The organism is Rhizobium sp. S152, from assembly GCF_030380735.1.
In the GTDB taxonomy this organism is placed as follows: Bacteria; Pseudomonadota; Alphaproteobacteria; order Rhizobiales; family Rhizobiaceae; genus Rhizobium.
This window is the reverse complement of the sequence record NZ_JAUDRZ010000025.1, coordinates 347,128-368,386: the sequence shown is the minus strand read 5'-3', so window position 1 is coordinate 368,386 and position 21,259 is coordinate 347,128. Positions and strand designations below refer to the sequence as shown.

22 protein-coding genes are annotated in these 21,259 nt (G+C 58.8%); 6 read left to right on the top strand and 16 right to left on the bottom strand.

What is annotated here, in order from left to right; genetic code table 11:
* Nucleotide 1 precedes the first annotated feature (1 nt).
* Entirely contained in the window at nt 2-850 is an 849-nt protein-coding gene (locus QTL95_RS18390) for an ABC transporter permease (RefSeq protein ID WP_289721358.1), read from the top strand.
* A 592-nt stretch (nt 851-1,442) separates the two neighbouring features.
* On the opposite strand, the gene QTL95_RS18385 is transcribed toward QTL95_RS18390, so the two are convergent.
* The 3 genes from QTL95_RS18385 to QTL95_RS18375 are packed head-to-tail and all read right to left on the bottom strand — an operon-like array spanning nt 1,443 to nt 4,269.
* On the bottom strand, nt 1,443-1,775 hold the full coding sequence (locus tag QTL95_RS18385) for a DUF6527 family protein (protein ID WP_289721357.1): 333 nt from the start codon (nt 1,773-1,775) through the stop codon (nt 1,443-1,445).
* Nucleotides 1,775-3,169 carry a ThiF family adenylyltransferase gene (locus QTL95_RS18380; RefSeq protein WP_289721356.1) on the bottom strand — a complete coding sequence of 465 codons (1,395 nt, stop codon included), beginning with the start codon at nt 3,167-3,169 and terminating at the stop codon, nt 1,775-1,777. The genes QTL95_RS18385 and QTL95_RS18380 overlap by 1 nt, the downstream gene beginning before the upstream one ends.
* Nucleotides 3,166-4,269 carry a multiubiquitin domain-containing protein gene (locus QTL95_RS18375; protein WP_289721355.1) on the bottom strand — a complete coding sequence of 368 codons (1,104 nt, stop codon included), beginning with the start codon at nt 4,267-4,269 and terminating at the stop codon, nt 3,166-3,168. Before QTL95_RS18375 ends, QTL95_RS18380 begins: the two co-directional genes overlap by 4 nt.
* A gap of 166 nt (nt 4,270-4,435) precedes the next feature.
* On the opposite strand from QTL95_RS18375, the gene QTL95_RS18370 reads away from it, so the two are divergent.
* From QTL95_RS18370 to QTL95_RS18360, 3 genes are read left to right on the top strand one after another with little or no spacing between them, the layout of a single operon-like run.
* Entirely contained in the window at nt 4,436-5,020 is a 585-nt protein-coding gene (locus tag QTL95_RS18370; protein ID WP_289721354.1) for a transposase, read from the top strand.
* Nucleotides 5,020-5,391 carry a hypothetical protein gene (locus QTL95_RS18365; RefSeq protein ID WP_289721353.1) on the top strand — a complete coding sequence of 124 codons (372 nt, stop codon included), beginning with the start codon at nt 5,020-5,022 and terminating at the stop codon, nt 5,389-5,391. The genes QTL95_RS18370 and QTL95_RS18365 overlap by 1 nt, the downstream gene beginning before the upstream one ends.
* On the top strand, nt 5,363-6,163 hold the full coding sequence (locus QTL95_RS18360; RefSeq protein WP_289721352.1) for an ImmA/IrrE family metallo-endopeptidase: 801 nt from the start codon (nt 5,363-5,365) through the stop codon (nt 6,161-6,163). Before QTL95_RS18365 ends, QTL95_RS18360 begins: the two co-directional genes overlap by 29 nt.
* 161 nt (nt 6,164-6,324) lie before the next feature.
* On the opposite strand, the gene QTL95_RS18355 is transcribed toward QTL95_RS18360, so the two are convergent.
* From QTL95_RS18355 to QTL95_RS18300, 12 genes are all read right to left on the bottom strand, one after another.
* Nucleotides 6,325-6,600 (bottom strand): hypothetical protein, encoded by a 276-nt coding sequence (locus QTL95_RS18355; RefSeq protein ID WP_289721351.1) that lies wholly within the window; start codon nt 6,598-6,600, stop codon nt 6,325-6,327.
* A gap of 271 nt (nt 6,601-6,871) precedes the next feature.
* Nucleotides 6,872-8,695 carry a TniQ family protein gene (locus QTL95_RS18350; protein ID WP_289721350.1) on the bottom strand — a complete coding sequence of 608 codons (1,824 nt, stop codon included), beginning with the start codon at nt 8,693-8,695 and terminating at the stop codon, nt 6,872-6,874.
* A 2-nt stretch (nt 8,696-8,697) separates the two neighbouring features.
* Complete coding sequence (locus tag QTL95_RS18345) at nt 8,698-9,774, bottom strand: ATP-binding protein (RefSeq protein WP_289721349.1); 1,077 nt, start codon at nt 9,772-9,774, stop codon at nt 8,698-8,700.
* Nucleotides 9,775-9,786: 12 nt separating this feature from the next.
* Nucleotides 9,787-11,967: a hypothetical protein gene (locus QTL95_RS18340; RefSeq protein ID WP_289721348.1), complete on the bottom strand. Its 2,181-nt coding sequence runs from the start codon at nt 11,965-11,967 to the stop codon at nt 9,787-9,789.
* Between the two features lie 169 nt (nt 11,968-12,136).
* Entirely contained in the window at nt 12,137-12,442 is a 306-nt protein-coding gene (locus QTL95_RS18335) for a hypothetical protein (RefSeq protein ID WP_289721347.1), read from the bottom strand.
* Between the two features lie 128 nt (nt 12,443-12,570).
* Entirely contained in the window at nt 12,571-12,975 is a 405-nt protein-coding gene (locus QTL95_RS18330) for a hypothetical protein (RefSeq protein ID WP_289721346.1), read from the bottom strand.
* A gap of 11 nt (nt 12,976-12,986) precedes the next feature.
* Nucleotides 12,987-13,874 (bottom strand): hypothetical protein, encoded by an 888-nt coding sequence (locus tag QTL95_RS18325; RefSeq protein ID WP_289721345.1) that lies wholly within the window; start codon nt 13,872-13,874, stop codon nt 12,987-12,989.
* A 73-nt stretch (nt 13,875-13,947) separates the two neighbouring features.
* Nucleotides 13,948-14,529: a hypothetical protein gene (locus QTL95_RS18320; RefSeq protein ID WP_289721344.1), complete on the bottom strand. Its 582-nt coding sequence runs from the start codon at nt 14,527-14,529 to the stop codon at nt 13,948-13,950.
* A 98-nt stretch (nt 14,530-14,627) separates the two neighbouring features.
* A complete protein-coding gene (locus tag QTL95_RS18315; protein WP_289721343.1) occupies nt 14,628-14,876 on the bottom strand; it encodes a hypothetical protein in 249 nt (82 codons plus the stop codon).
* 332 nt (nt 14,877-15,208) lie between these two features.
* A complete protein-coding gene (locus QTL95_RS18310) occupies nt 15,209-15,526 on the bottom strand; it encodes a hypothetical protein (RefSeq protein ID WP_289721342.1) in 318 nt (105 codons plus the stop codon).
* A gap of 62 nt (nt 15,527-15,588) precedes the next feature.
* Nucleotides 15,589-15,912, bottom strand: coding sequence for a hypothetical protein (locus QTL95_RS18305; protein ID WP_289721341.1), 324 nt, complete (start codon nt 15,910-15,912; stop codon nt 15,589-15,591).
* 772 nt (nt 15,913-16,684) lie between these two features.
* Entirely contained in the window at nt 16,685-17,032 is a 348-nt protein-coding gene (locus tag QTL95_RS18300; RefSeq protein ID WP_289721340.1) for a hypothetical protein, read from the bottom strand.
* A gap of 563 nt (nt 17,033-17,595) precedes the next feature.
* Between QTL95_RS18300 and QTL95_RS18295 the strand changes: the two genes are divergently transcribed.
* Entirely contained in the window at nt 17,596-18,294 is a 699-nt protein-coding gene (locus tag QTL95_RS18295) for a hypothetical protein (protein ID WP_289721339.1), read from the top strand.
* An 11-nt stretch (nt 18,295-18,305) separates the two neighbouring features.
* Here the strand turns inward: QTL95_RS18295 and QTL95_RS18290 are convergent, their stop codons facing one another.
* Nucleotides 18,306-20,258 carry a DNA cytosine methyltransferase gene (locus QTL95_RS18290; RefSeq protein ID WP_289721338.1) on the bottom strand — a complete coding sequence of 651 codons (1,953 nt, stop codon included), beginning with the start codon at nt 20,256-20,258 and terminating at the stop codon, nt 18,306-18,308.
* Nucleotides 20,259-20,512: 254 nt separating this feature from the next.
* Here QTL95_RS18290 and QTL95_RS18285 point away from each other — a divergent pair, with 254 nt between their 5' ends.
* A complete protein-coding gene (locus QTL95_RS18285) occupies nt 20,513-21,187 on the top strand; it encodes a hypothetical protein (protein WP_289721337.1) in 675 nt (224 codons plus the stop codon).
* The last annotated feature ends 72 nt before the right edge of the window (nt 21,188-21,259 follow it).

The following is a 21,259-nucleotide window of genomic DNA, read 5'->3' as shown; positions in this document are numbered from 1 at the left end:
CATGAGCACGACGAAAGCAATCAACCAGACGACACTTGCCGATGACATGCATCACAGCGGCCTTTACCAGAAAGCGCGCGAACTCTTTCAAACGTGGCGGAAGGTGCTGTTGCCCGCGCTGCTGTTCATTCTCATTCTGGCGGTTTGGGAATATGTCGCGGACAACGAGATCATGTCGCGCCTCGTTCTTGCGGGTCCTTCGCAGATCGTCGCGGCCCTTATCGATCAGTGGCCGGTGATTTCGAGCAATGCCGGTGTAACTGTGGCCCAGGCGTTGATCGGCTTTGCCGCGGGCAATGCGCTTGGCCTCCTGATCGCCATCATCTTTGTCCACTCGTCGCTCGTCCGCAGAACGTTCTACCCCCTGGCGATCGGCGCCGAGGCAATTCCGTTCATCGCCATCATCCCGGTGCTGATCCTATGGTTGGGCAACGGCATGGCGCCGAAGATCTTCATTATCACGATCAACACGTTCTTTCCGATGCTGGTCAACGCCGTGCGCGGCCTCAGAAGCGCCGACAGCGATGTGAGCGAGATGCTCTACACCCTGGGAGCCTCGACGCGTCAGCGGCTCTTCATGGTCCGGCTCCCCGCATCGGTGCCGTTTCTTTTCAACGCATTGAAGCTCTCGGCCTGTGGCTCGATCGTGACGTCGCTGGTGGCGGAGTGGCTGGCCTCCGAGAGGGGGTTGGGTTTCCTGATCGTCGATTACGGACAGGATTACAAGATACCCGAGCTGTGGGCGACAGCGCTTGTGGCATCCTCGATCAGCATGGCTGTCTACGGTCTGGTGGTATGGGCCGAACATGTCGCTTCTCCCTGGAAACGAGGCCGTCAATCCTCCTTGTGACGGTACGAGAATATCGGCGCCGAGATCCCCCTGCGGATAGCGTGCGGGCGATCTTGACGCCGCCGATGACGTCGCCGATCGAAAAAGGCAGCGTTCTGGTCCCGACAGTCTCCACGACACCCCCGATAGTTGTCGCTGGACCGCGCGCGGGCGAAACCCTCATAGCCTGAAAGCCCTGCTTGCTCGGCAGCCCGTCTCGATACGAGGCGGGCGCAACGTTTCCGTAGGGGAGACGAGCGAATCTGCTTTGTTGCTGCTGGTGCCCTCTAACACTGTCCTCGCGAAAAATACCAAGTTGTTGAAAACGCAGAATGCAGTCTCCGCGAGATTTCCCACCGTCTGATGGCGGTTTCCCCGAGACGGTGTCCCCCGGCAAAAATAAGGTCAGTCCAGCACCCGTTGGGCGAATATCCGCCAACCCCTGTAGCGTCCGCGACAAGCGCTGCCTTCCTTTGACTTATTGCCGTTGGGCGAAACCTGAGGACGTAGGTGGTTTATGGCTCCTGGCCCGATGAAGCACTCCGGCTTTTGGGGCCTCAGGCGTGTAATCCATATCGACAATCGATGTGGTCCGAAGGTGTACGATTGCCATCTAGTCGCACCAGTGGATACGGCCATGCTTGACCCAGAAGTGCGATCGACATCCTGTCTTACGCCAGACTGACGGATGCAGCGAGGGGCGCGAGAAGGCATCGAGCGAGATGTCCCATCTGGGCCGCGCCTCTTCCAGAAGCAACAGCTCAATGGTCTCGCCGCAGCCGCACGGGCACAACATGCCGACGCTCCAGTCTTCGCCGTCATCGCGGACCAGAACCAAGTCACGACCTGTTAGGAGCGTTGGCAAACTGTCACCTTCCACGACAACGAGCCGCCGGGCAGGTCCGAAACGGTCCCAGAGCCGGCGTACCCAAGACATCAGGCTCATCATGCGTTCCTCTTCGACTTGCGGAACTGGGGCATGCCCAGAAGAGGCTCCGCGTCACCCCGACCGAACAGGTCGTTTTCCTGACGTTGGTACTCGTCCTCGGCGTAGTGCTCCTCGTCACAGGCTGCAAGGCTGAATTCAGACCGAGCGTAGTTCCTGTTCGGCTCCTGCCGGAATGGATAGGCGCGGGCGATGAACTCGTTCACAAGCGCTGAAGCAGCGCGCATGTTCAGAGTGATGACGGAAGGCGCCTCTTCGAGTACGCCCTTGATATACCCGGCAGCGAGCTCGTCCCGGTAGGCACCTGGATCGGCAAGCCGCAGGTGCTCGGCGCGGAGACCTTCCGGGGTGTAGACACCGCGGTCGGAAAGCGTGGAACCGCCCGGCTGCACATAGTCGATACGGCCGCTCACATCTGCGATGGCGACGTGTCCGTCGTCGAGAAATGTCGGGATCGTGACACCGACGTCGAACAGGGGCAGCAGGAAGGCCGAGGCGATAAGGTCCGCATACATCCGCCCCTCCTTGCTGTCGACGCAGCAGAAGATCACGTCGCATTGGCCGACGGCCTCAATCGCCTCCCTGGTGCCAAGAAGGCTCGCGATCAAGACGGTCACGCCGTCTCCGCGATAGGTGCCGACGGCCCTGGAGAACATTTCCACCTTGGCGACGCCCTGTTCGGCATCGGCGGTTGTCGAGTTCACGATGCGGTTCAGATTCTTCTTCTCAACCTTGTCCGGGTCAATCAGGACGACTGATCCGAATCCTAGTCGTGCAACCTGTTCGGCGGCGAGCGAACCCGTTCCGGACACACCGACGACTGCCGCCGAAAGCCGAGAAAGCTCCGCCGTCATGCTGCTCGTGAAGGGAAGAGGCCGGCTGGCGATCGTCCCGTCGATGATGACATCGTTCCACCACTGGCTAATGTCGTCGCCTGCCACCGTCACGAGATCTATGGGCGTTGACGTCATGTCGTCCGAATAGAGGCGTGCCCGGATCGCACCGTCTGGGGTCATGATGGCCGATCCATGACATGCTCCGAATGCTTGAAAGATGCCAGGAATAACCTTGCGGTCGCTTTCGTCGTCCACCCGAGAAAAGTCCAGCCATCCGCCTGGGTGGGAATGGAGAAGAATGATCGTGAGTCCTTCGGGCTCCGCAGCGTCGATTGCCTCCTCGATGTAGGCACCCGGCCAGACGATGTAATCTGGCTTGCGGACGGCGCATGCGTCGTGCGGGACAAGAATGCTACGGCGGACGACCAGCCGGTGCCGAGGGCCGGGTGAGCGGGCACAGATTAGGATCGCTGCGGCCTCGTTTCCGTCGGCAAGAAGGTGTTGCTTCAGTGCGGCGTGAGTGATGCCGGCCATGGCAAGGGTGCGTTCGGGCATCATTCGCCGATCTCCTTCAAAAGCGCCGACTCCACGAGAGCGAGGTGGGTGACGACATTGTCCCGGCTCGGGTTCCAAGGCTTGACCGAGCCACGGTGTCGGGACCAGCGCTGAAAGGACACCCCAGCGACGTCTTGGAGCGCCTGCGTTGCCGGGATCTCGGCACCCGTCTTCAGATGGAGGTGAGGGTGCACGTAGAACATGTCGATTTCCGCCTGCGGGTAGGTTGACGGCACCATGAGCGCGAGCGAAGCGGTCTTTATCGTGTAGCCGTCAGGAACCGGATAGTCCCGGACGATCAGCCACCTGTGTCCGCCGGCCTCAATGGTCTCCCACTGAAGGCCGAGACCGTCGAGGTAGGATTCGTCGCCTTCCAGAAGAGCGAACTGGCGAAGAGGCGCCGTGCGCGCCTCTCCATTGTTCACGTCCTTCGCGGTGAGCCGGATCTTCTCGATGCCAGGAGCGCGCAGATCAATTTCCTCGCCGACCGAGAGCTGCCTCTTAGGCTGGCCGGCAATCTTCAGGATGATGATCCAGTCATTCGGATCGAAGCCCGCCCGCGTCAGAGCATCGACCACCGAGATGATCGACGTGGTCGAGGTGATCTTCTTGCCCTGGACGTTCAGCTCCCAGACTTCGGGCTTTCCGCGACGAAAACGCTCGATGCCACCGGCCTTGATCTTCACTGAAGCGTCGTCCGCGAGGACGTGGTCCGGCTCGCCGGTGCGTTCAAGATAGACGGCATGATCGGCGGGAATCCTTCCGAGCTTGCGGATGACGGAGACAAGGATGATGTCCGCCGGCCAGTCGTACTCCTCGCCATCGATGGTGATGCGGTTCGTTCCGTCCGCTTCCGCAACGATGAACTTTCCACCCACGCCGAGATTGGCTTCCTCCTGCGAGCGCAAGTCCTCCAAATCCCCGTCATCGCGCCACTGCAGAACGTACGGTGACTGGTCCGGAGTAAACCCGAACACCTTGGCGATCTTGCCGCCGGTGGGCGTCTTCGTGTCGAGTTCAAACGTGTGGAAGTTGAGGTCGAGCCCGGCGATTTCGACAGTGATGCGCTTGTCGTCGGGAGGTTCGTGATGTTCGATAGTCATGGTCTTGATTCCTGTTTATCGGATGGACTCGTTGTCCACCTCCTTTGCGCGCGGCCCTGTCGATTCCGACATGAAAAATAAAATGTCGGAATCCGCGATCTCGCGCGCAAAGGAGGTGCCAACAGAGGAGGAGAAACGGCATGACCACTGATATGAGGAGGAACAGGTGGACGTACCTGTCAAAGAACACTTCACCGCGGACGAAGCTGTCGCGGCCTTCGGCGCCCTTTCCAAAGAAGAGCGCCGCAACCTAATCGTTATCGCGCGTGTCTGCCTGGCTGGCACAGGATTCGCAACGCCCGACGAGCTCATAAGCGAAGCCTACATCAGGATCGCCGAGGGCAAGCGCAAGTGGAACAAATCGAAGACCTTCACGCACTTTCTTGCGGGGGTCTTTCGTAGTTTGGCGACCGATGCAGACTTTCTGCCGGAAGAGAGAAACCTCGTGCGCCGTAACGAGGGTTCGACTATCGTCACCTCGGATCAACTGGACAACGTGGCGGTCGTAGAGGATGACCACCTGGCGCAGAAGGTTCGGGACGAAGAGGCATTGACGAAGCTGGAGACCCGTTTTTCCGGCGATGAAGAAATGGAGCTGCTCCTGATGGGTGTCAGGGAGGGGCTGATCGGAAACGACTTGCAGGAAGCAATCGGTGTAGACGCCAAGCGCTTGGAAGCGCTGCGCACCCGATTGAACCGCGAGCTGAAGAAACTCGCTGCCGAATACGGCAAGACGGAAGGAAAGTCGTGATGAGCGACAAGAAGAAGGACGGTCTCGACAACTTGATAGAGTTCATTCTCTCGGACGAGACTCCTGTCGGGCCGGAAGACGAAGACGACCTGAAGATTTTCGATGATGCTATCGCTCTGGCCGAGGCGAAGCTTGCCAAGGCTCGTTTGGAGCGGGCACGTAGCGGCGTGCTCGCAAGCAACATGACCAGCAACGTAAGTGATCTGAAGATCGAACGCGCCCGACGTCTATACGAGCGTGCGAAGGCTGGCGACGCGACGGCAGGCCTCACACTCGCAGCCCGCTTCGGCGACGGCTCCATGGACGGCGATCAAGACGCAATTCTTGAGGATCTTGCAGAACTTGAAGCCGACGACGATGACGAGAATTGATCCCATCCCCTCGAATTTGTCGCCGGACGCATTGATTCGGTCGCTCGGCATTACCGAGCCACGAGACATCGATGTTGAGGCGATCGCGTATTACGTCGGCCTGAAAGTGAAACGGCGCTGTCTTAATTGCTGCGAAGCAATGATAACGGGTCGTGGAAACAAGGGGATCATCTCCGTCAAGCCCGGAGTCATGCCTCAGCGCGAAAGGTTTTCAATTGCGCACGAACTTGGACATTGGGCTCACCACCGCGGTGAAACGGTGGCCTGTCGCGCGACGGATATTGGAAGGTTCTCGAAGACGAACGAGGTCGAGCGCGCGGCCGATCAATACGCGGCCAATCTCCTTATGCCATACGCCATGTTCAAATCGGCTTGCCGCGAGCATCGGCGGCTCGATCTGAAAGCGTTGAAGGCCGTCTCGGGAGCATTCAACACGAGTCTCACGGCTACCCTGATCAGGATGATCGATACTGGAAATTATCCGAACGCGATCATGATCAACCATGGGACTGGAGGCCGCAAATGGCATAAGCTGGCGAACGGCATTCCAGGATACTGGAAGCCCAAGGACGATCTCGATGCCGACAGCTTCGCCTTTGAACTTCTTCACAACCCCACGTCCCGCGATGAAGGCTTCCCTCGCAAGATCGGCGCCGATGCATGGTTCGACAACTGGGCAGCCGAAAAGTATGAAATCACCGAGCAGTCGTTTCGAATTCCGGGAGAGGGCGTGATTACGATCCTGAACCTCGACGGCAACATGATCTCATAGAACGCGACGGGAAGAGCTAGATTGCCTCGTTCCTCGAAGCTAATGCGAGCCTCGCAGCCGGGGTGACCTTACCCGTCTCCGGTTCATAGGGATCGCCTACGCACAACGAAAGCTAAATATCCCAGCGAACCGGCCGCTGCAGCTAGAGCGCCGAGACAAAACTATCGAAAACTGAGGCCGAATTCGGAAAATTTACTCGAAACCGCATCCAGGATCCTCTCCTCATCTGTTGCAGCGAAACATGTGGCACGAAGGGCTCGAAGGTGATCCAGTGGGATTTCGAAGAGAGGCGACAGTTCGTCTTCATCGTTAAAATCTATCCAGCTCAGGACGTAGTCCTTGATGGATTCCGCTACTCCTTGCACATTTCCCCGATAGTCTGCGTTATCGATAGCCTCCTTAAAGGATGGCACTTTTTCCATATTCACTTCGAGCATCTCGCACGACTTTCCTAGCCAAGTGATAATCTAGGTTCCGCAAAGCCATAGCAACTAACAAGTGAACTTTGAGATTTTGCGATCCGTGTTTGTTCATTGCCCGCAAGGATGGCCGGCTACGACTGAGGCCTTAGCGACGGGGTGCTTTACGGCTAAGCGGCCAAAAGTGGAGATGGTGACTTTTGCCACTTAATTCCGCAATTTTCCAGTAGGTGGGATTGATCGCGTCGGTGTCTGTGCTCGTGTGCAGTCCTGATTTGGACACCTTCGATTAAGAAATCATGCGAGTGACTCTTTCACCCAGCACCTCCCTCGAATAGAAAACCGGCAACCCGCCTCGCGTTTTCACCGAAGGGAAGATCCCGCCGTCCTCAAGCTTCGCTACGACGGCCTCCGGCGTCGACTTGTCACGCGCAGCCAATTCGGCCACCGAGACATTCAGGTCTGTGAACACGTCAAGCGCAGCCGGCCAGATCACCGGATACGTCTTGATCCATCCCGGCAGTTCAACCAGCGATACAGGCAAGGCGCCGTCCTGCATCAAGGACTTCACCAAATTAAGCGGCAGGTTCAACACGATGGAGACATCCTCGTAGTGCAGCGCTCCGCAATAAGGCTTTGCCAAATTTTCGCGTACTTCGAGGTACGATACAGTTATCCCCGAGAAGCGTTTACCTGTCGTGCTGACGCGTTGAAGTGCGCCCTTTGCCAGGAGCTGGATCACCTCGTCTTTCGAGGTCATTGCAAGCCGTGCCGCCTCAGAGACTGTGACCATGTCGGATCCACTGTGATCTCCCGCATTCGCTGAAAGTCTAGCGAGCAGGTCGAAGGCGTCAGAGATCCTGTAAAGCTTGCCGCGGTTGTACGTCGTTTGAGGCTGGAGCGAATACTCCCAGCCCGGATCGAATACGCAGGTTTCGAACAGATCGGACATGCCGGTTATCCTGATCAACGACGACTGGGAGACAAGGTTAGCCTCTCGCTCGAATGTGTCGCGAAGCACATCACCCTCGATGCGGATATTCGCGTCGCCTGTGAAACGGACAGATTCATCGATGATTCCGGCGTCACAGAGAATGCCTCGTACCGCTCGGTAGCTGATCGCATGCTGCCTCACGATCGTCGCGACGGTATGAAGCCGTCGCTCGAAAGGCGCGCCAAGAAAGACGTCGTCAGGTCCCACAGGCAGGTTATTCTGGACGACATCCCGGAGAATTTTGACTGCAGTTGGATAATCGTTCTGGTTTCGACTCACGACCTGATAGAAATTTCCGAAGAGCGACGTCATCGGATGCCATGCGGCGGTGTCCCAATAACGCCGAGCAGCGCCGGTCAGAAAAGAGCGAAGCGCGCCTTCCCCCCGAGCGAGGAGATCGAAGCCGACATGTCGTAGCCGCGCAAGCTCGTCGGCAGGCAGTTTTGCCATGCCGAGCGCAGTTGGTCCTCGGTCGACCAAGGCGCCGAGATTTTCACAGATCTGCATCGCCGGATAAAAAGGGATCTCGTCGACGAGTGGGACTGCGACCTCCCTGGCGTCCAGGCGGTCGGCGAAGTAGTGGTCGCAGGCATGCAGTTCGACACGTTCGCAGCGTGAGGCCTGATATTCGACTACCGCCCATCGTGATGAAACGTCGCGAGCGAAGTCGTCGGGTTCCCGTCCAAGGTTGTCCGCAATGGAGAGCTTGATGCTGTGAACGGGGCAGGCGGAGACCGATTCGACCGTCCATGACATCCGGCCGAATGGGCGAACGACGGGCCTGTCGGTTCTGGTCGTCATGTCGTCCATCAAGCACAACGCACAGTAACGCAATGGCCCGAGCCAAAGAGACCTACGATCCAACAGATGCCCGTTGAGCTTGAAACGCGCGCTGCTCCCAGCTTTGGAGCGCCTGGCGCGAGCGAGCCGTTCGGCCGAGATCCCAAGCTCGGCCGAAACGTATTCATCGGAGGGTCGAATCTCACTCGAGAACTTGGCGTAGGTCGTGCCAAGATGCTTGAGGAGAGAGCGCATGTCGCCAGCGCCATTTGCTGCCGCAGAGCGTGACAGAAAGCTTTTGAGCGTCTCAGAGGAGTGAAACTCGACCCGATTCAGCATCCCTAGCCCTCCCGTACTGTCTTGGTAGCCTTCGCAACGCGGTCGGCACGTGCCTGCTTTGCAGCAAGGTCGGCCAGCGTCGTAGCGGGCGTCAGTTTCCTCCAATCAGCCGACAGGAACATGTTGTGCGCGGGCTGGCAGCCCGTGATGCGCGCATAGCATTCGGCGAATTGCTGGTTTCCGACCTCCGAGAGCTTCGCCTGAAGAGCGATCTGGCAGGCACCTCTGACCATCTGGATGATGGTGCCGAAGCCGCCATCTGCCGACTTGACCAACTTTTCCAGGAAGGTGTCCGTGAAGAAGGAGCCATCCAGGCGAAGTTTCGCATGACTTTCGATGATCCCTTGAGCAATCTTTCGCACGCGCTCCTTGTCTTGCGGGAAGGTCGTCTGCTCCAAGGAGATCAGAAGGCTCCGATTGCGAAGCTGGGTCTCCTCCTCGAGAAACTTCGCCAGGACCGGCATGCCAGCGACGATAAGGTGGAGAGGCCAGTTTTCGATCTGCAGCAGGCTTTTCAGCGTGTCCGCGACATTGACGATGTCCTCGGCCTTGTTGGCCCGCAACAGGTGCTGCATTTCGTCGACGTAAAGGAACAGCACCTGCCTCTCTCTGAGCTGCCGTTTGGCGAGTTCGAAGAGCTCGTTTTCGGTGTAACGCGCTGAGTTGGACAACGGGTAGCCCGTGGCTTCGACCATCTTTCGACCAAACAGCTTCATCGATGCCGGCTTCGGCGCCTCCATGTGAATGAGGTGCCTTACTTCGTTGCCATAGCTGTTGTAGTAGGGTTGGAGCTCGGGTCGGTTCAACAACGTATGTTGCAGGGCGGTCGTCTTGCCGGAGCCGCTCGCGCCCAGCACGAACAAGGCACGGCGCTTGCCAGCTTCACCGTTGAGCGCCGATGCGGCATTCTCGATGAGGTCGTTCACGCCGGCCAGAACACGTGTGTGCTGATCCGACTCGATGTAGGCCTGGTTCAAGCGCCCGATCGCCTCGGCCCGCGCGCGGGCTTCCGGGTCCATGGCGGAGACGAGGTGAGCGGCCGCGGAAGCGATAGGGTCGAAGCTGGAATTGTCTGACATGTGCGATCCTCCTTAGATCTTGATGTCGGAAGTGGAACGGATGGTGGTTGGCGCCGCTACGAAGATCGCGGCTGCCGGGAAATCGGGATCCGGCTCTGATGAAGCCGTGAGCTGGTCGTCGATGCCGGCGATGCCCGTCATCAAGGGATCGCTCGCCAGCAGAAGCGGTGCGAGTTCCGGGTCGACGTCGCCCAGGTCGTCGATGTAGGCCATGTTGTCGAAGTAGTTCGTGTGCGCCTTCAACAGCGATTCCTCGTCGATCGGGGCCGTCGCGATCCCGGCTCGCGCCGATGCCGCGGCGCCGGAAAGGCGAAGACGATTGACCGCGGCAAGCATCGAGGCGAGCCCGCGCTCGGTTCCGGGGGCGTTGTCGGCCTCCACTTCGCGGGCCGCGCCCACCCATTCCCACAGCGAAACGTCCTCCGGGATCCGGATGGTCGCCGGGATCGTGAACCAGCCTTCGCCGTTCCAACCCGAGATCGCATCGAGATTGAAGCGGTCCACACGGACGAGGATCGAGCTCTTCGAGTCCATGCGGAACTGCTGGAGCAGCTTGCTCTGGTAGTGGATGCCGAAGATCGTGACGCCCTGGTCCGTGATCTCGCGGTTCATGCGGGTACCAAAGATCGCCCTACGTACTTTCGCCGGCGGCGGCGGAAGGACGCCGTACTTCTCGGACAGCCTCAGCCAACGTTCGTGCGGCGTCTGGCCCGTCGTCGAGTGAGGCTGATGGTGGTAGATATCCACGATCGCCTGCACCAGCAGCAGGTTGAGCTGGTCGATCGACAAAGACACGCGCTCTTCGGACTTGTAGTCGCCCCTCGTGAAGATGTCCGAGAACGTTCGGCCTTCGAACCACGCCAGGAACTGGCCGCCGAACGTCTTGAACACCGCCTCGATCGAGCCGCGCAACCAAGGCATTCCAGCGGGCGGGTGCATGTACTGCGTCTCGAGCGCCGAGAACACCGCACGGACCCCGAACGCCGCAAGTGCGCCACCGTTGTCGGCGACCGCGGTCTCCGCCAGCATGTGGTACGGCCACGACGAGTTGGCGCCCGCAAGCTTGGCCAGCCGCGACTTGTCGCTGACCATCATCTCGATCGCGTCGATCATGGTCTTCTCGGTCGCCGCAGCCGTCGAGAACCGCATCGTAGCGATGCACTTCGTGGCTACGTCGATGCCGACGATCACCCTCAAGCGCACCTTCTTGATGGCCGCCAGTTCTTCTGCCGACAGGAACTCAAGCAGCTTTGCCCAAGAGAACCAGGTAATGAGGTCGACGGTCCATTCGTCGAATTCGACGACCTCGCCGGGGCGCTCCACTTCGTGATTGCCGTAGGTAATCCGAAATAGCTTGTTGGCAGCCTCCTTGCCTTCTCGCGCGGCGGTCACCCAGAACGTGTTCAGCGACTTCACAAGCTTGAGGAACTGCTTGTAAGACGGGATCGTGTGGAGCCGCAGGTTCTGTTCGACGCGCTTGTCGTTGAGCTGCACGATATGAGCCACGAGCGCCTTGTGCACGTCGGTGACGAACGGCTTTAAGGGGCTCGCATATTCGTGGGCGAACTGGTTCCAGATCTGGATATCCTGCGCCAGATGCAGCTCAAGCCTCTTCGTCTTGCTGGCCGAGAACTTGGCAAGGCTCATCGGGTCGTAACCGCTCTCCTGGTACCGGGCGAGGAGACGTCGGAACTGACGGGGGCTCGGCATCGTCACCGAAGTGCGCACGCTCCCTGCCTGACCCTTTTTCGGCTCGAGTTCCGCTTTGATGAGCGGAAGAACGCGTCGGAGCGAAGCGTCGCTGAGCTGCACCTTCTCGAGCGTCTTGTCGCGCGCCGCGGCGACCTTCCGACGGAGAAACGCATCAAGCATCGCTTGGTACTGGATGACGCGGAACTGCGCTTTGTCAGGAAGATCGACGACGCGCTTGCTCTCGAACTCGGTCGGACGCTTTTTCCGTCCTCCGGCAAAGAAGAACTGGTGAACGTCGATCTTCCGAGCTTCCATCAGCTCGTAGAAACGCGTGTGGGTGAACCGCTCCGTGGTTTCCGGGCGATCGACCGGAACGAGGAGATGGCCCTCGTCGTTCGTGTCGATGAGCCGGTACTCCTTCTTCTTGATCACGATCAGCGCAGACTTCCAGATCCGATAACGCGGGACCGGAAAGAGCATGTTCTTGACAGGTTCATTCATGCAGTCGTCCTTTCGAAAAACGATCAAGGTTGTGTTGGCGCGCAGAAGGGCGCCGCCGACGCGATCGCGTCGCCGTGAGGCACCGGCGTCGGAACGCCGGTTTCGTCAGGTTGATCGGTTGTCCGGAACAGACGGAGCTATGGCGGGTCGGCGCCGGAGGATTGGTAGATCAGCATCCGGCCAGTTCCCGCATCCGCTCGTCGCTCAGGTCTGTGGCCCCTGGTCTATCGACATAGGAAACGCGTCCATCTGTTCCGGGAAAGAGCTCGACCGTGATTGAGCCGCCGGAGAAATGATCGTCGATGTCGTCGTGGGCCATGAAGAGCGTCTCCATGGAAATCAAGGACTTGAAGAGCTTCCCTTCACGACTGGACGAGACGACGCGGTAAGGGCGCCCAAAGATTCGCACGACGGCATTTCTGCCAAAACGTCGGCGCGGCTTGAGATCGGACGCGGAGTAGCCGGAATTCGTCATGAGTATTCCTATCCTGGAGTTTGGCGACCGAAGCTGGCCGCAAAGATCTGCCGGTGCGCCGGAGCCCGACTGCCAGCGCTGCTGATCGAGGCGCCACGCAGGCGGCAAGCCACGTTCTGACCGGTCGCTCAGTGCAGCGCCGACGAGTGTCTGGAGCTGATATTCGCCGCTGACGACTGCGCCTGCTTCTCCTTCACCATCGCGCGGAATGCTCGCTGGCTCTGCGTCAGGCCGAAGCACCGGCCGGCGCCGACCTCGTGCTCGATCACCGGCAAGATGACCCGGAGCACGGGCGTCGAAAGGCTCGCGCGACGTCCGGCGATCGGGATTTTGGCTGCCTTAAGCTCGAGATAGAGATCGCAGGCCTGTTCAAGGAGGCGCTGTCGGCCTTCCCAGTCCGACGGCGACACGCACCAGCGAGGCCGTTCCACGTTGAACAGGCGAGGGCTCATTCGCGCCCGAAGGACGTCGGCTCGCGAGGGCGCACCTGCGATCGACGAGGCGACTTTCTTCATAGGGATGTCCGCGCTCATATGAGGTCTCCTCAATTGGTCAGGTTGTGACGAAGCCATGAAAGATCCTTGATCCGACCGGGCTCTTCCGCGACGAGGTACCCTTCGTCGATCAAGTTCCAGATAGCGGTACGACGACCGGCCTGACTTGGCGCTCCTAGTAGAAGGTCGTGGAAGCGGGTCGAGCCGTAGACCGTTTGAATGCGCGCGAGCGCCTGGTCGAACTCCGCCTGGTTGAAGGCGCGGCGGGACCGAAGAATCCAGGCGGCGTTGTATTCGTTGTCCAAACTTGCCGGGATGTCGGTGAAGAGCGCCACTCGGTCGGCATAGCTGCCGATCCCCTGCTCGGCGCAAAGCTTCAATGTCCTGAGGATTCCCGATTTGCGCACGCGGTTCGCCGGCTTGACGGCAATCGCCACCCGCATCTGATTGTCGAGCTGGACCCAGTAGTCGAAGATCGTCTCCCGTTGCTCGCCGTCGTCGAGATAGTGGCACAGCGGATACTGGTCGCGAATATCGACGATGCGTCGATTCACCTGTAGAATTTTCGCGAGACGCGCCTCGATCATGCTTTCCGCAGCCAGCCGCGTGTTCTGGTCGCGATAGGGAACATGGCCTCGGAACGACGAGGTCGACTTGAAGTCCACGGAACGCAGTCCGGACGACGGCGTCGGTTCGATCCACACGTCGCCGAATTCATCTGACGTCGTGGCGCCGACGTGCTCCCTGTCGGGCGTCAGGTAGACGGTGCTTTCGGGCGTTTGGTTGATTGGCGCTACGCCCGCGCGATCATATTGCACCTGTTCGAGGATGCCGCGGTTGTTGCGCAGCCGGCCCCGGTGGCCATAGAGCTTCCTGCGAAGCTCGGCCGCCGGAATTCCTCCGATGAGCAACGGTGAAAACGTCTGGTCGTTCGACATGCATTGTCCTTTCTGGACGTGGCAAAGGGTACGCCGGCTCGGTGCCGTCGCCGGTTGTGAGATGTGCGGGAAGTCAGTCTTCCTGCCTCGTCACTTCGCGTCGAAACCAGCGAGGTGATGGCGGCTCCATGCCTTCCTTGTCGCCGCCGACCGCACGCATGAGCGCAGGAAGGGTCTTCTTGAGCGAGCGGTTGGACAGCGACGTACACTCTCCGTCGATGAGCTGGCCGGCGGCGTGCATTTCGAGGAACAAGTCGCAGGCGTCGAACCAAAGCTCGCGACGGCGCCTTTCCCTCGCAAGATCGCGGGGTGGACGTTCTGAAGGCAGCCAGACCCGCGGGTTCAACGAGCTTCTCTCGTCGGAACGAAGCCGCAGTCCGAACATTCCAAAGGACGGCAACGGGATCTGGACTTCCCGGTCGTTGTTCAGCAGCTCGATCCGCTGCTTGAAGAGGTCATACGCGTCGTCCACGCAAAGCTCGTCCGGTCCAAAGCAGGAGTCGACGGCTTCTCTGAGCATGCCGTCCAGGAGCGCGAGAATTTCGGGATCGGTCACCACGACGATCGGGATCGCACCCGTTTCCTGCTCGAACAGACGCATGGCGGCTGGATTGCCGAGAGGTAGCGTGATCGTCCGGTCTGTTTCTTTCGTCATCGTCGTCTCCAATGCAAACAAGTGTGCTTGTGCCGCCCGGATGCCGAGCGACGGGAATCCAACGCGATCGCGGAGGAAGGAATAGCGACCGGGGTCGATCAGGCCTGCACCGACCGGGGCGCGAACGGCCTGACGCGGGTCCGCGCGAAATCGCAAGGAGTTTCCGTCGTCTCCGTGCGCATGGGAAGCAGTTCGACCTTGACGCCCGTGATGCACCCAGTCTCAAGATCGACAGTGGTCTCCGGCTTCGGTGGAACGGGGATCTCATCCACGAGCCGCGCAAAAGCTACGGCGAGGGGAGAGTTCGAAGCGATCGACGCAGCTTCGAACGGTCGGGAAGCAGTCATTTTGGTACTCCTGATTGGAAAACTCGGGCTGGCCGCGGCCTGGGCCGCGGCCGCATGGCCTGGCCTAGTGCAGGTAACGGGGACGCGCTTCGGAGGCGCGCTCGAAGAACATGTCGCCGATATCGGCGATCGACGGCCGGACCGGCCAAGTATCGGGCCGGCCAAGGGGCGCCGGGCAAGCGGGCGCTGGCGCGGCGCCCAGGATCGGGCGCCGGTTGATAGGAGAGGAAGCGGAGATCGCGTCCAGGGCGGACTGGACTGTTGGCCATTCGACTTTCATTTGACGTCCTTTCAAAAGGAGGGAGCGTGCGGCACTGGCAGCGGATCTGAATTCAGTGCAGGACGGGGTGCATGCGGCCGCGGCAGATGATCTGCGCCTCGCGTTCGGATTTCATCGCTCGGACCATGGTGGAAAAACCACGGGGGCCGACGAGGCCGGTTTCCGGGCTACCCACCACCGCGGCATAGGAGTTTTCCCGGCACACGGATCTTTCGTATTCCGCGTAGGCTTCTTTTTCCGAGATGCCGTTCCTTCCGATCGTAAGCTTTGCGAAGGCGGCTTGGATGGACAGGTCCCGAACCGACAGCGAGTCCGGATGATTTTTCAGGGCGTGCGGCAGGGTTGCCGCGGCGTGTTGCGACGCAGTCATCGTATTCATCTCCGTTTGTTGAGGCGGGTGTCGCTTATCGGCACCCGTATTCGATCACGCAGTCAGTGCGCGCGACGTCTGCGAAGCACCAAATCGGCTGCGAGCGCGACGGACTCGAACGTTGCTTCGAAAGCCCGGTACCGTGGCATGTGGAGGCGCTCATCATGTTGCAGGCCGTCGTTGTGCTCGTCGAGAAGTTCTTCGAACGTTTCGAACGCGGTCTCGGCGTCCCAGCCTTCCGCGATCGCCTGCTTGGCGAAATCGGTCATCAACCGCATCACCTCGCGGCTTGGCTGTTGGAAAGGACGCCGTTCACTGGCGGACAGGTACTCCCCACCACTGAACGGTGTGTCGGCATCGGTAAACAAGGGCGGAAAAGTTGCCATTGGATGGACCTTTCTGTGAAGACTGGTTGTCAAACTGATTTGGATTGCCGGCGTCAGGCCAGATAGGGGCCAGCAGGCACCGGTCGGTCTCTCGGATTTCGCCGAAGACGTCGGTGCGGCGCCGTTGCACACCGTGGGTCCGGAAAGATCGGGTCGGCGCAAGGAAGGCCGTCGACTTCGACCCGGTCCGCGGCTGACCGGCGCTGGGCGCCGTCGAGCCGCAGCTTGTCGAGCGCCGCTCGCAAGGCTGGGCTGACAGTCGCCAATGAATGGTCCGACACAACGCGCTCTGGAATTACGTTGAAGGACCAGCGCATCTCTTTTGTCATCGTGTCGATCTCCTCATGTCAGGGTGTTTCATTCGCATCGATCAGCAGCGCTCCGACGCTATTGTCCCGCACGGATCGAACCGTGCATGCCAACGCCTCGGGCGCGCGGTCCGCGGGCGAGGGGGCGAAATCTGTAGGTCCAGCCCCGCGACGATGGTCTGGATGCTCCGCGCGGCGCATGCTCGGCCGGATCCCACTGATCCAACTCGTCATCGCGGGCCGTATCGCGGTGGTCTTCGTGGCAAGGTTCGTGGAAAATGTCGCGCATGGTACCTCCTGCAGCGTCGATTTGGACAAATGATCGGAAGTGCGCCGCCGAGCCGCCGAAACGCCTGGCCCTCCGGCCAATCCCGTAAGGAACGTTTCAAAAAAAGGGCGCACGAAAGGGTTCTGCGGCACGGCAGCTCTCCTGGTCAGATTGTTGGAAGGAAAGGTTTTGCGCGTTACGCTGCGCGAGCGGCTTCTATTCGGGCGTTTGCCGCAGCTCTCTCGTGCTTGACGATCGCAGCCAAGATGTCACTGTCGACGTGCGCGTAGATCGGCTTTCTCCTCGACTGGTAGACGGCCCGAATCTCGGCGTCGTTCGAGTAGGACCGCACCAAGGCGTAAAATTCGCTTTGGGCGGGAACAAGCAGCGGTCTCTTCGTGAACCAAGCCATCGTCGCGATCCGATCAGCAAGCCTGACATGGTGTTCGGACCAATCCTTGGTAAGATCGTAGGCGAGGTTCGCCGCCCTGACGGTCATCAAGATGTCATTGGACGAGCAGGTCTCGCCGAAACGACGCTTCATCTAATCGACGAGCGCGACGTTGAATCCTTTGAGATCGGCGATGCGCATTTCCATCTCATACTCCTTTGGTGCGCCGAGGCACCTGAACTTCAGAACACGCCTAAGATCCTACACCGAGGCCTGGGCCGCAACCTAAACTCGGGATCTGCAAGGACGCGCCAAAAACAGATCGTTCTTTTTTTGTTCTAAAGTGCCCCGATACGGCACACTTCCCGAACCCGAATGTCAATCTTGGAAAGGACTCGCGGCTATCGCCACGATGGCGCTCAATTGGCGGCTATGCCTATCAACGCCCCTATGAGGCGGAATATTCGAGCAGATCGCATGGGTATTGCCCCGTTTAGCGAAGAATTCGACCGCTATTCCGACGCCAAATGGTCGCGACGTCAATCCGACGCCTTTAGCATTTATTAAGTATAGTTAACGGGCGACGGCGTCGCGAATGTTATGAACGCTATACGACCATGCCCCCGCTGGCGGGACATGTGGGCGCGTCGCGAGATTTGTCGATTGCGCGCCAAACGGAAACGATCTCTCCCGGAAACCGATTGTGGAGAGGTGACATGCACTATCTGGAGAAGCGGCTGCAAGAGATCGACCAGCGTCTTGGTGCGATCACGGCGGACCTTGGGCTGACCCCCAAGATGGAAGTTATAAATCGACAGTACCATCTGTTCTTTCAGAAGGTCGACGACAGCGGCAACATCTATCGTTCGACCGTCAGCTTCATATTCGAGCCACCGGCTCGCACGGGCGAGGCCGAGGTAAGTTGGGACAACGTCAAGCTCGGCCTGTGTGAAAGCAGCATGATTGCGGTCGGCTCGAACGGATGGGTCCACTACTTGGGCGATTACGACTACCAAGGCTACACGATTGGCAAGGGCGAATACATCGAGACCTGGGAACGGGCGTTCGAGCTTGCCGCCGACGGCCTGCGAAGATATCCGCTCGTTCCACAAGGGCTTGGCTATCCATTCATTCTTGACGATGGGGAAATGGGAGACTTGTGGGTAAAACTCGAACCGATCTGTCTTGAGAGAGGGATCGACGATGTCTACGTCGGTCGAGACGACGAGCGCTGGGAGTTCTTCGAATTCGATTACGCCGGCGCACGCTTTCAATTGATCGATCGTGGTTTCGAGATAGACCTGTGCAAGGACGGAGAGACTTGCGATGTGATCACAAAGTTCAAGTTCATGGATGTGACCGAGATCATCGACACGCAGCTCTCGGCTGCTGCGTCATCGTGCAAGGATATTTGAAGCGGGTCGCGTCAGATGGTGCTTGGTGAATAACGAACATAAAGGTCGTAGATTGCCTTGTTTGGATTCACGATGGCTTTCCCAGGATAATGCGGATGCATATTGAAAAGTGATAGATCTTGATTTGAAGCGGGGACCGGTACAATAAGGTCAAGTCGATTGGCTATCTCGTAGTCAAAGTCGGTCCCTGATAGCGCCGAGTGAACTGCCAGTCCGATCATCCTCGCCAGTTTCGGGGGGAAGGACTCTGAAACTTTCTGTGCGTTCGAAGAGTAGGCTGACTCGACGTTCCAATCGTCCGGAAAGCTGACGATGCGCTTTACCATTGCGGTAGACAACTGAAATCCGGCCGGATTTTCCAAATCTTCGAGTGCCGGAGCGACGTCCGCAAAGCCTTTGGGGTCGACGTTCAGAGCGGTCCAGAATCGCTTCAGTCCGCGTCGATAGAAATTCGGAAAGGGAGGCGCTTTTACAGTTGCGTATTTTTTGCGGAGAGCGGCGAGAGCACTGGTGTAGTTCTCAAGCGCCAAGGGGCTGACTGGTCCGCTCCATACGTGCCCGCCCAGGAGGTCTCCTATGACCTCATCGAGGTAAACTTGTTTCGGACCGTTCAGCCTCGGCATGACGAAATTGGCCAAAAGGCCATCTCTCGAGCCGATCATCACATGGCGCACTTTGTTCTGTGCGAGTTCGAACCTGGAGCTGTCTAGCGAATACCACTTCACATCGTATCCCGCGTCTTCGAAGGATTGAGCTCGATCGACATCGAGTTCCTGCGAATATGCCTCGAAGACGAATGCCTTTGGCCTCAGCGTCTCGACCGCGTACAGCGAGTTTTGGAAAGCCTGCCGGGAGTCGCCTGATTTGTAGGCGTACCAAGGAATGCCGCAAGTAACGAGATCGATCTCCGATCCGTCGAGTTTCGCGATCTGACTTATGAAGGCGTCCTGACGAACCTCCCGGACGTCGCGAAAGGTCTTGTTCGAGACGATTGCTGAAAATTCATCAGTAGTTCTGGCAAAAAGCGTCGGATTAAAAAAGCCGGCTGCTGCCAAGCCTATAGCCATTCTACCAACACCAGCGTCGATGTCCAGGAAATTCGGCCCGCGCCATGGCGACCGCTGTGGACCCGTCGCCGCAAGAGGATCGACGGCGAATGAACGGATACCGGCAAGGAAATCAATTCCCTTCCAAGGCCCAGGCTTTCCCTTTATCAGCCTCTCGAGGCTGTAGTAGGCGGACACGATCGCTCCGATGGCGACCCGCTCTTCGATTTTATCTCGGCCGTGGCGTGGGAGGAACGGGCCCAGCAAGCGATAGAAGTCGTCGCGGACATCTGCTGCTTTCGTCGCAACTTCCGAGGAAGGTTTCATAGATTCAGTTTCTTCACCGGTGTTGAGACTGAGAAGCCTAAGGATTTCCTTCGCGCCATCCTCTAATTTCTCCGCTAAAGCAGTGCCGGCCTGGCTCGCGGCTGCATCAAAGATTTCCTGCCTCCGAAGCATTGCCAGATCTTCCGCTGACATCTCGGCAATCAGCTTGTCTTCGCGCCTCTTCGTGATGATCCCGGCGTTTAGCGAAACATTCAACTCGATTTGCTCAATGCACTCCGACCTGAGCGCGACGTCGCATAGTGCCAATGCCTTTATGGTTTCGGGAGAGGTGCGGAATTTTATGAAGGTCTCCCGGTGACTGATCAGATCGGCGTCGAACGTCGCATAGGCCGTTGCTTCGTCGACCGAGATTCCGAGCGTGGATTGCAGCCAGCCGACGAGATCGAAATCCTCGTATCCCGAAACGCTCGCCTTCAGGGCGCGAACCTCGTCGGCGATCTTCAGGAAATATTCGGTTTGCTTTCTGCATAGCGTTTCGAGATCGGCCTTGGCATCTCGTAAGGTCGCAGCCTTCTGTTTTGCTAGTTTTTTCGCAGCTTGGATTTCTGCTGTGTCACGCGAACTTGTCATGCAGCGGCTCCTGTCAGAGCACGGATACCGCCATTTGGTTGCACTGTCGTAAACTCGATTATGAGATCCGCGCCATCGGCACATTCTCGGAAACGGCAGCAACAGCGCAAGGCCTGCCTCCTCCCTGGGTTTCTCTATGGATGGCCCGGCGCCTGTGAAGCGAACACCACAAGTGGTTTGTCGAATGCGCCACGACGTCGAACCATGATCCTCGACCGAAAAGGAGGAACGTCTTGGCCAATCTCAGGAAGTGCATGCTGGAAATCAAGGAGAGGCTTGGCCCGCTCACCAAGGAACTCGGCCTCCGGCATCGGCTAAGGATCGATCACGACGAGTTCCGTCTGTGTTTTGAAAGAAAGGACAAGAACGGCGTGGTCTGGAAGGCGCCGGTGATCTTCACTTTTCCTCCGGCGTTATCCAGACAGGAGATCGACGACACCTGGAGCAAGGTGCGCATCCGTTTAACGGAGGCTGTCGCGAAACCGGTCGGCACCAATGGCTGGGTCTGCTTTGACGGTCCTGATTACGATTTCACCATTGGGCAGCAGAACAACCAGATCCCTTCGATCGACATTGCGTTCGAGGCGGCCGAGAGCACTCTCCGGGAGTTTCCCCTCATGCCGGACGACGTGGTTTCGGGCGTGATAGAAGTCGGTCCCCTAGACGACATCTGGGAGACCTTGCGATCGATATGTTCGGATCACGGAGTCGAGGAAATCGACGTTGATCGATCCGGTAACGGCGACGAATTTTTCTGCTTCGAATACGATGGAAGCGCGATCGAGATCGTCTTCAGTGGCGACAAGGCGAAATTTCTGGTGGATGGCGAGGTAGAATCCGTCGTGCAGTCATACCGTCTTCGCGAAATGGAGCTCGACATAAGATGGATGTTCGACGTCGTCGAGCGCTGTCGCCGCCCGGAGGCCTAAGTCAGGTATGGCTTGTCTCATTCGGCGGGATCGCCGCCGAACCCATGGCTCGCCCAATCCTTGTCGGTTGCT

Coding starts and splice junctions, on each gene's coding strand:
- QTL95_RS18355 (WP_289721351.1), bottom strand. CDS start 6,600: ATGCTCGAAGTGAATATGGAAAAAGTGCCATCCTTTAAGGAGGCTATC.
- QTL95_RS18290 (WP_289721338.1), bottom strand. CDS start 20,258: ATGACAAGTTCGCGTGACACAGCAGAAATCCAAGCTGCGAAAAAACTA.
- QTL95_RS18340 (WP_289721348.1), bottom strand. CDS start 11,967: ATGAATGAACCTGTCAAGAACATGCTCTTTCCGGTCCCGCGTTATCGG.
- QTL95_RS18305 (WP_289721341.1), bottom strand. CDS start 15,912: ATGGCAACTTTTCCGCCCTTGTTTACCGATGCCGACACACCGTTCAGT.
- QTL95_RS18345 (WP_289721349.1), bottom strand. CDS start 9,774: ATGTCAGACAATTCCAGCTTCGACCCTATCGCTTCCGCGGCCGCTCAC.
- QTL95_RS18300 (WP_289721340.1), bottom strand. CDS start 17,032: ATGAAGCGTCGTTTCGGCGAGACCTGCTCGTCCAATGACATCTTGATG.
- QTL95_RS18310 (WP_289721342.1), bottom strand. CDS start 15,526: ATGACTGCGTCGCAACACGCCGCGGCAACCCTGCCGCACGCCCTGAAA.
- QTL95_RS18320 (WP_289721344.1), bottom strand. CDS start 14,529: ATGACGAAAGAAACAGACCGGACGATCACGCTACCTCTCGGCAATCCA.
- QTL95_RS18385 (WP_289721357.1), bottom strand. CDS start 1,775: ATGAGCCTGATGTCTTGGGTACGCCGGCTCTGGGACCGTTTCGGACCT.
- QTL95_RS18330 (WP_289721346.1), bottom strand. CDS start 12,975: ATGAGCGCGGACATCCCTATGAAGAAAGTCGCCTCGTCGATCGCAGGT.
- QTL95_RS18390 (WP_289721358.1), top strand. CDS start 2: ATGAGCACGACGAAAGCAATCAACCAGACGACACTTGCCGATGACATG.
- QTL95_RS18325 (WP_289721345.1), bottom strand. CDS start 13,874: ATGTCGAACGACCAGACGTTTTCACCGTTGCTCATCGGAGGAATTCCG.
- QTL95_RS18295 (WP_289721339.1), top strand. CDS start 17,596: ATGCACTATCTGGAGAAGCGGCTGCAAGAGATCGACCAGCGTCTTGGT.
- QTL95_RS18335 (WP_289721347.1), bottom strand. CDS start 12,442: ATGACGAATTCCGGCTACTCCGCGTCCGATCTCAAGCCGCGCCGACGT.
- QTL95_RS18285 (WP_289721337.1), top strand. CDS start 20,513: ATGCTGGAAATCAAGGAGAGGCTTGGCCCGCTCACCAAGGAACTCGGC.
- QTL95_RS18375 (WP_289721355.1), bottom strand. CDS start 4,269: ATGACTATCGAACATCACGAACCTCCCGACGACAAGCGCATCACTGTC.
- QTL95_RS18315 (WP_289721343.1), bottom strand. CDS start 14,876: ATGACTGCTTCCCGACCGTTCGAAGCTGCGTCGATCGCTTCGAACTCT.
- QTL95_RS18380 (WP_289721356.1), bottom strand. CDS start 3,169: ATGATGCCCGAACGCACCCTTGCCATGGCCGGCATCACTCACGCCGCA.
- QTL95_RS18365 (WP_289721353.1), top strand. CDS start 5,020: ATGAGCGACAAGAAGAAGGACGGTCTCGACAACTTGATAGAGTTCATT.
- QTL95_RS18350 (WP_289721350.1), bottom strand. CDS start 8,695: ATGCTGAATCGGGTCGAGTTTCACTCCTCTGAGACGCTCAAAAGCTTT.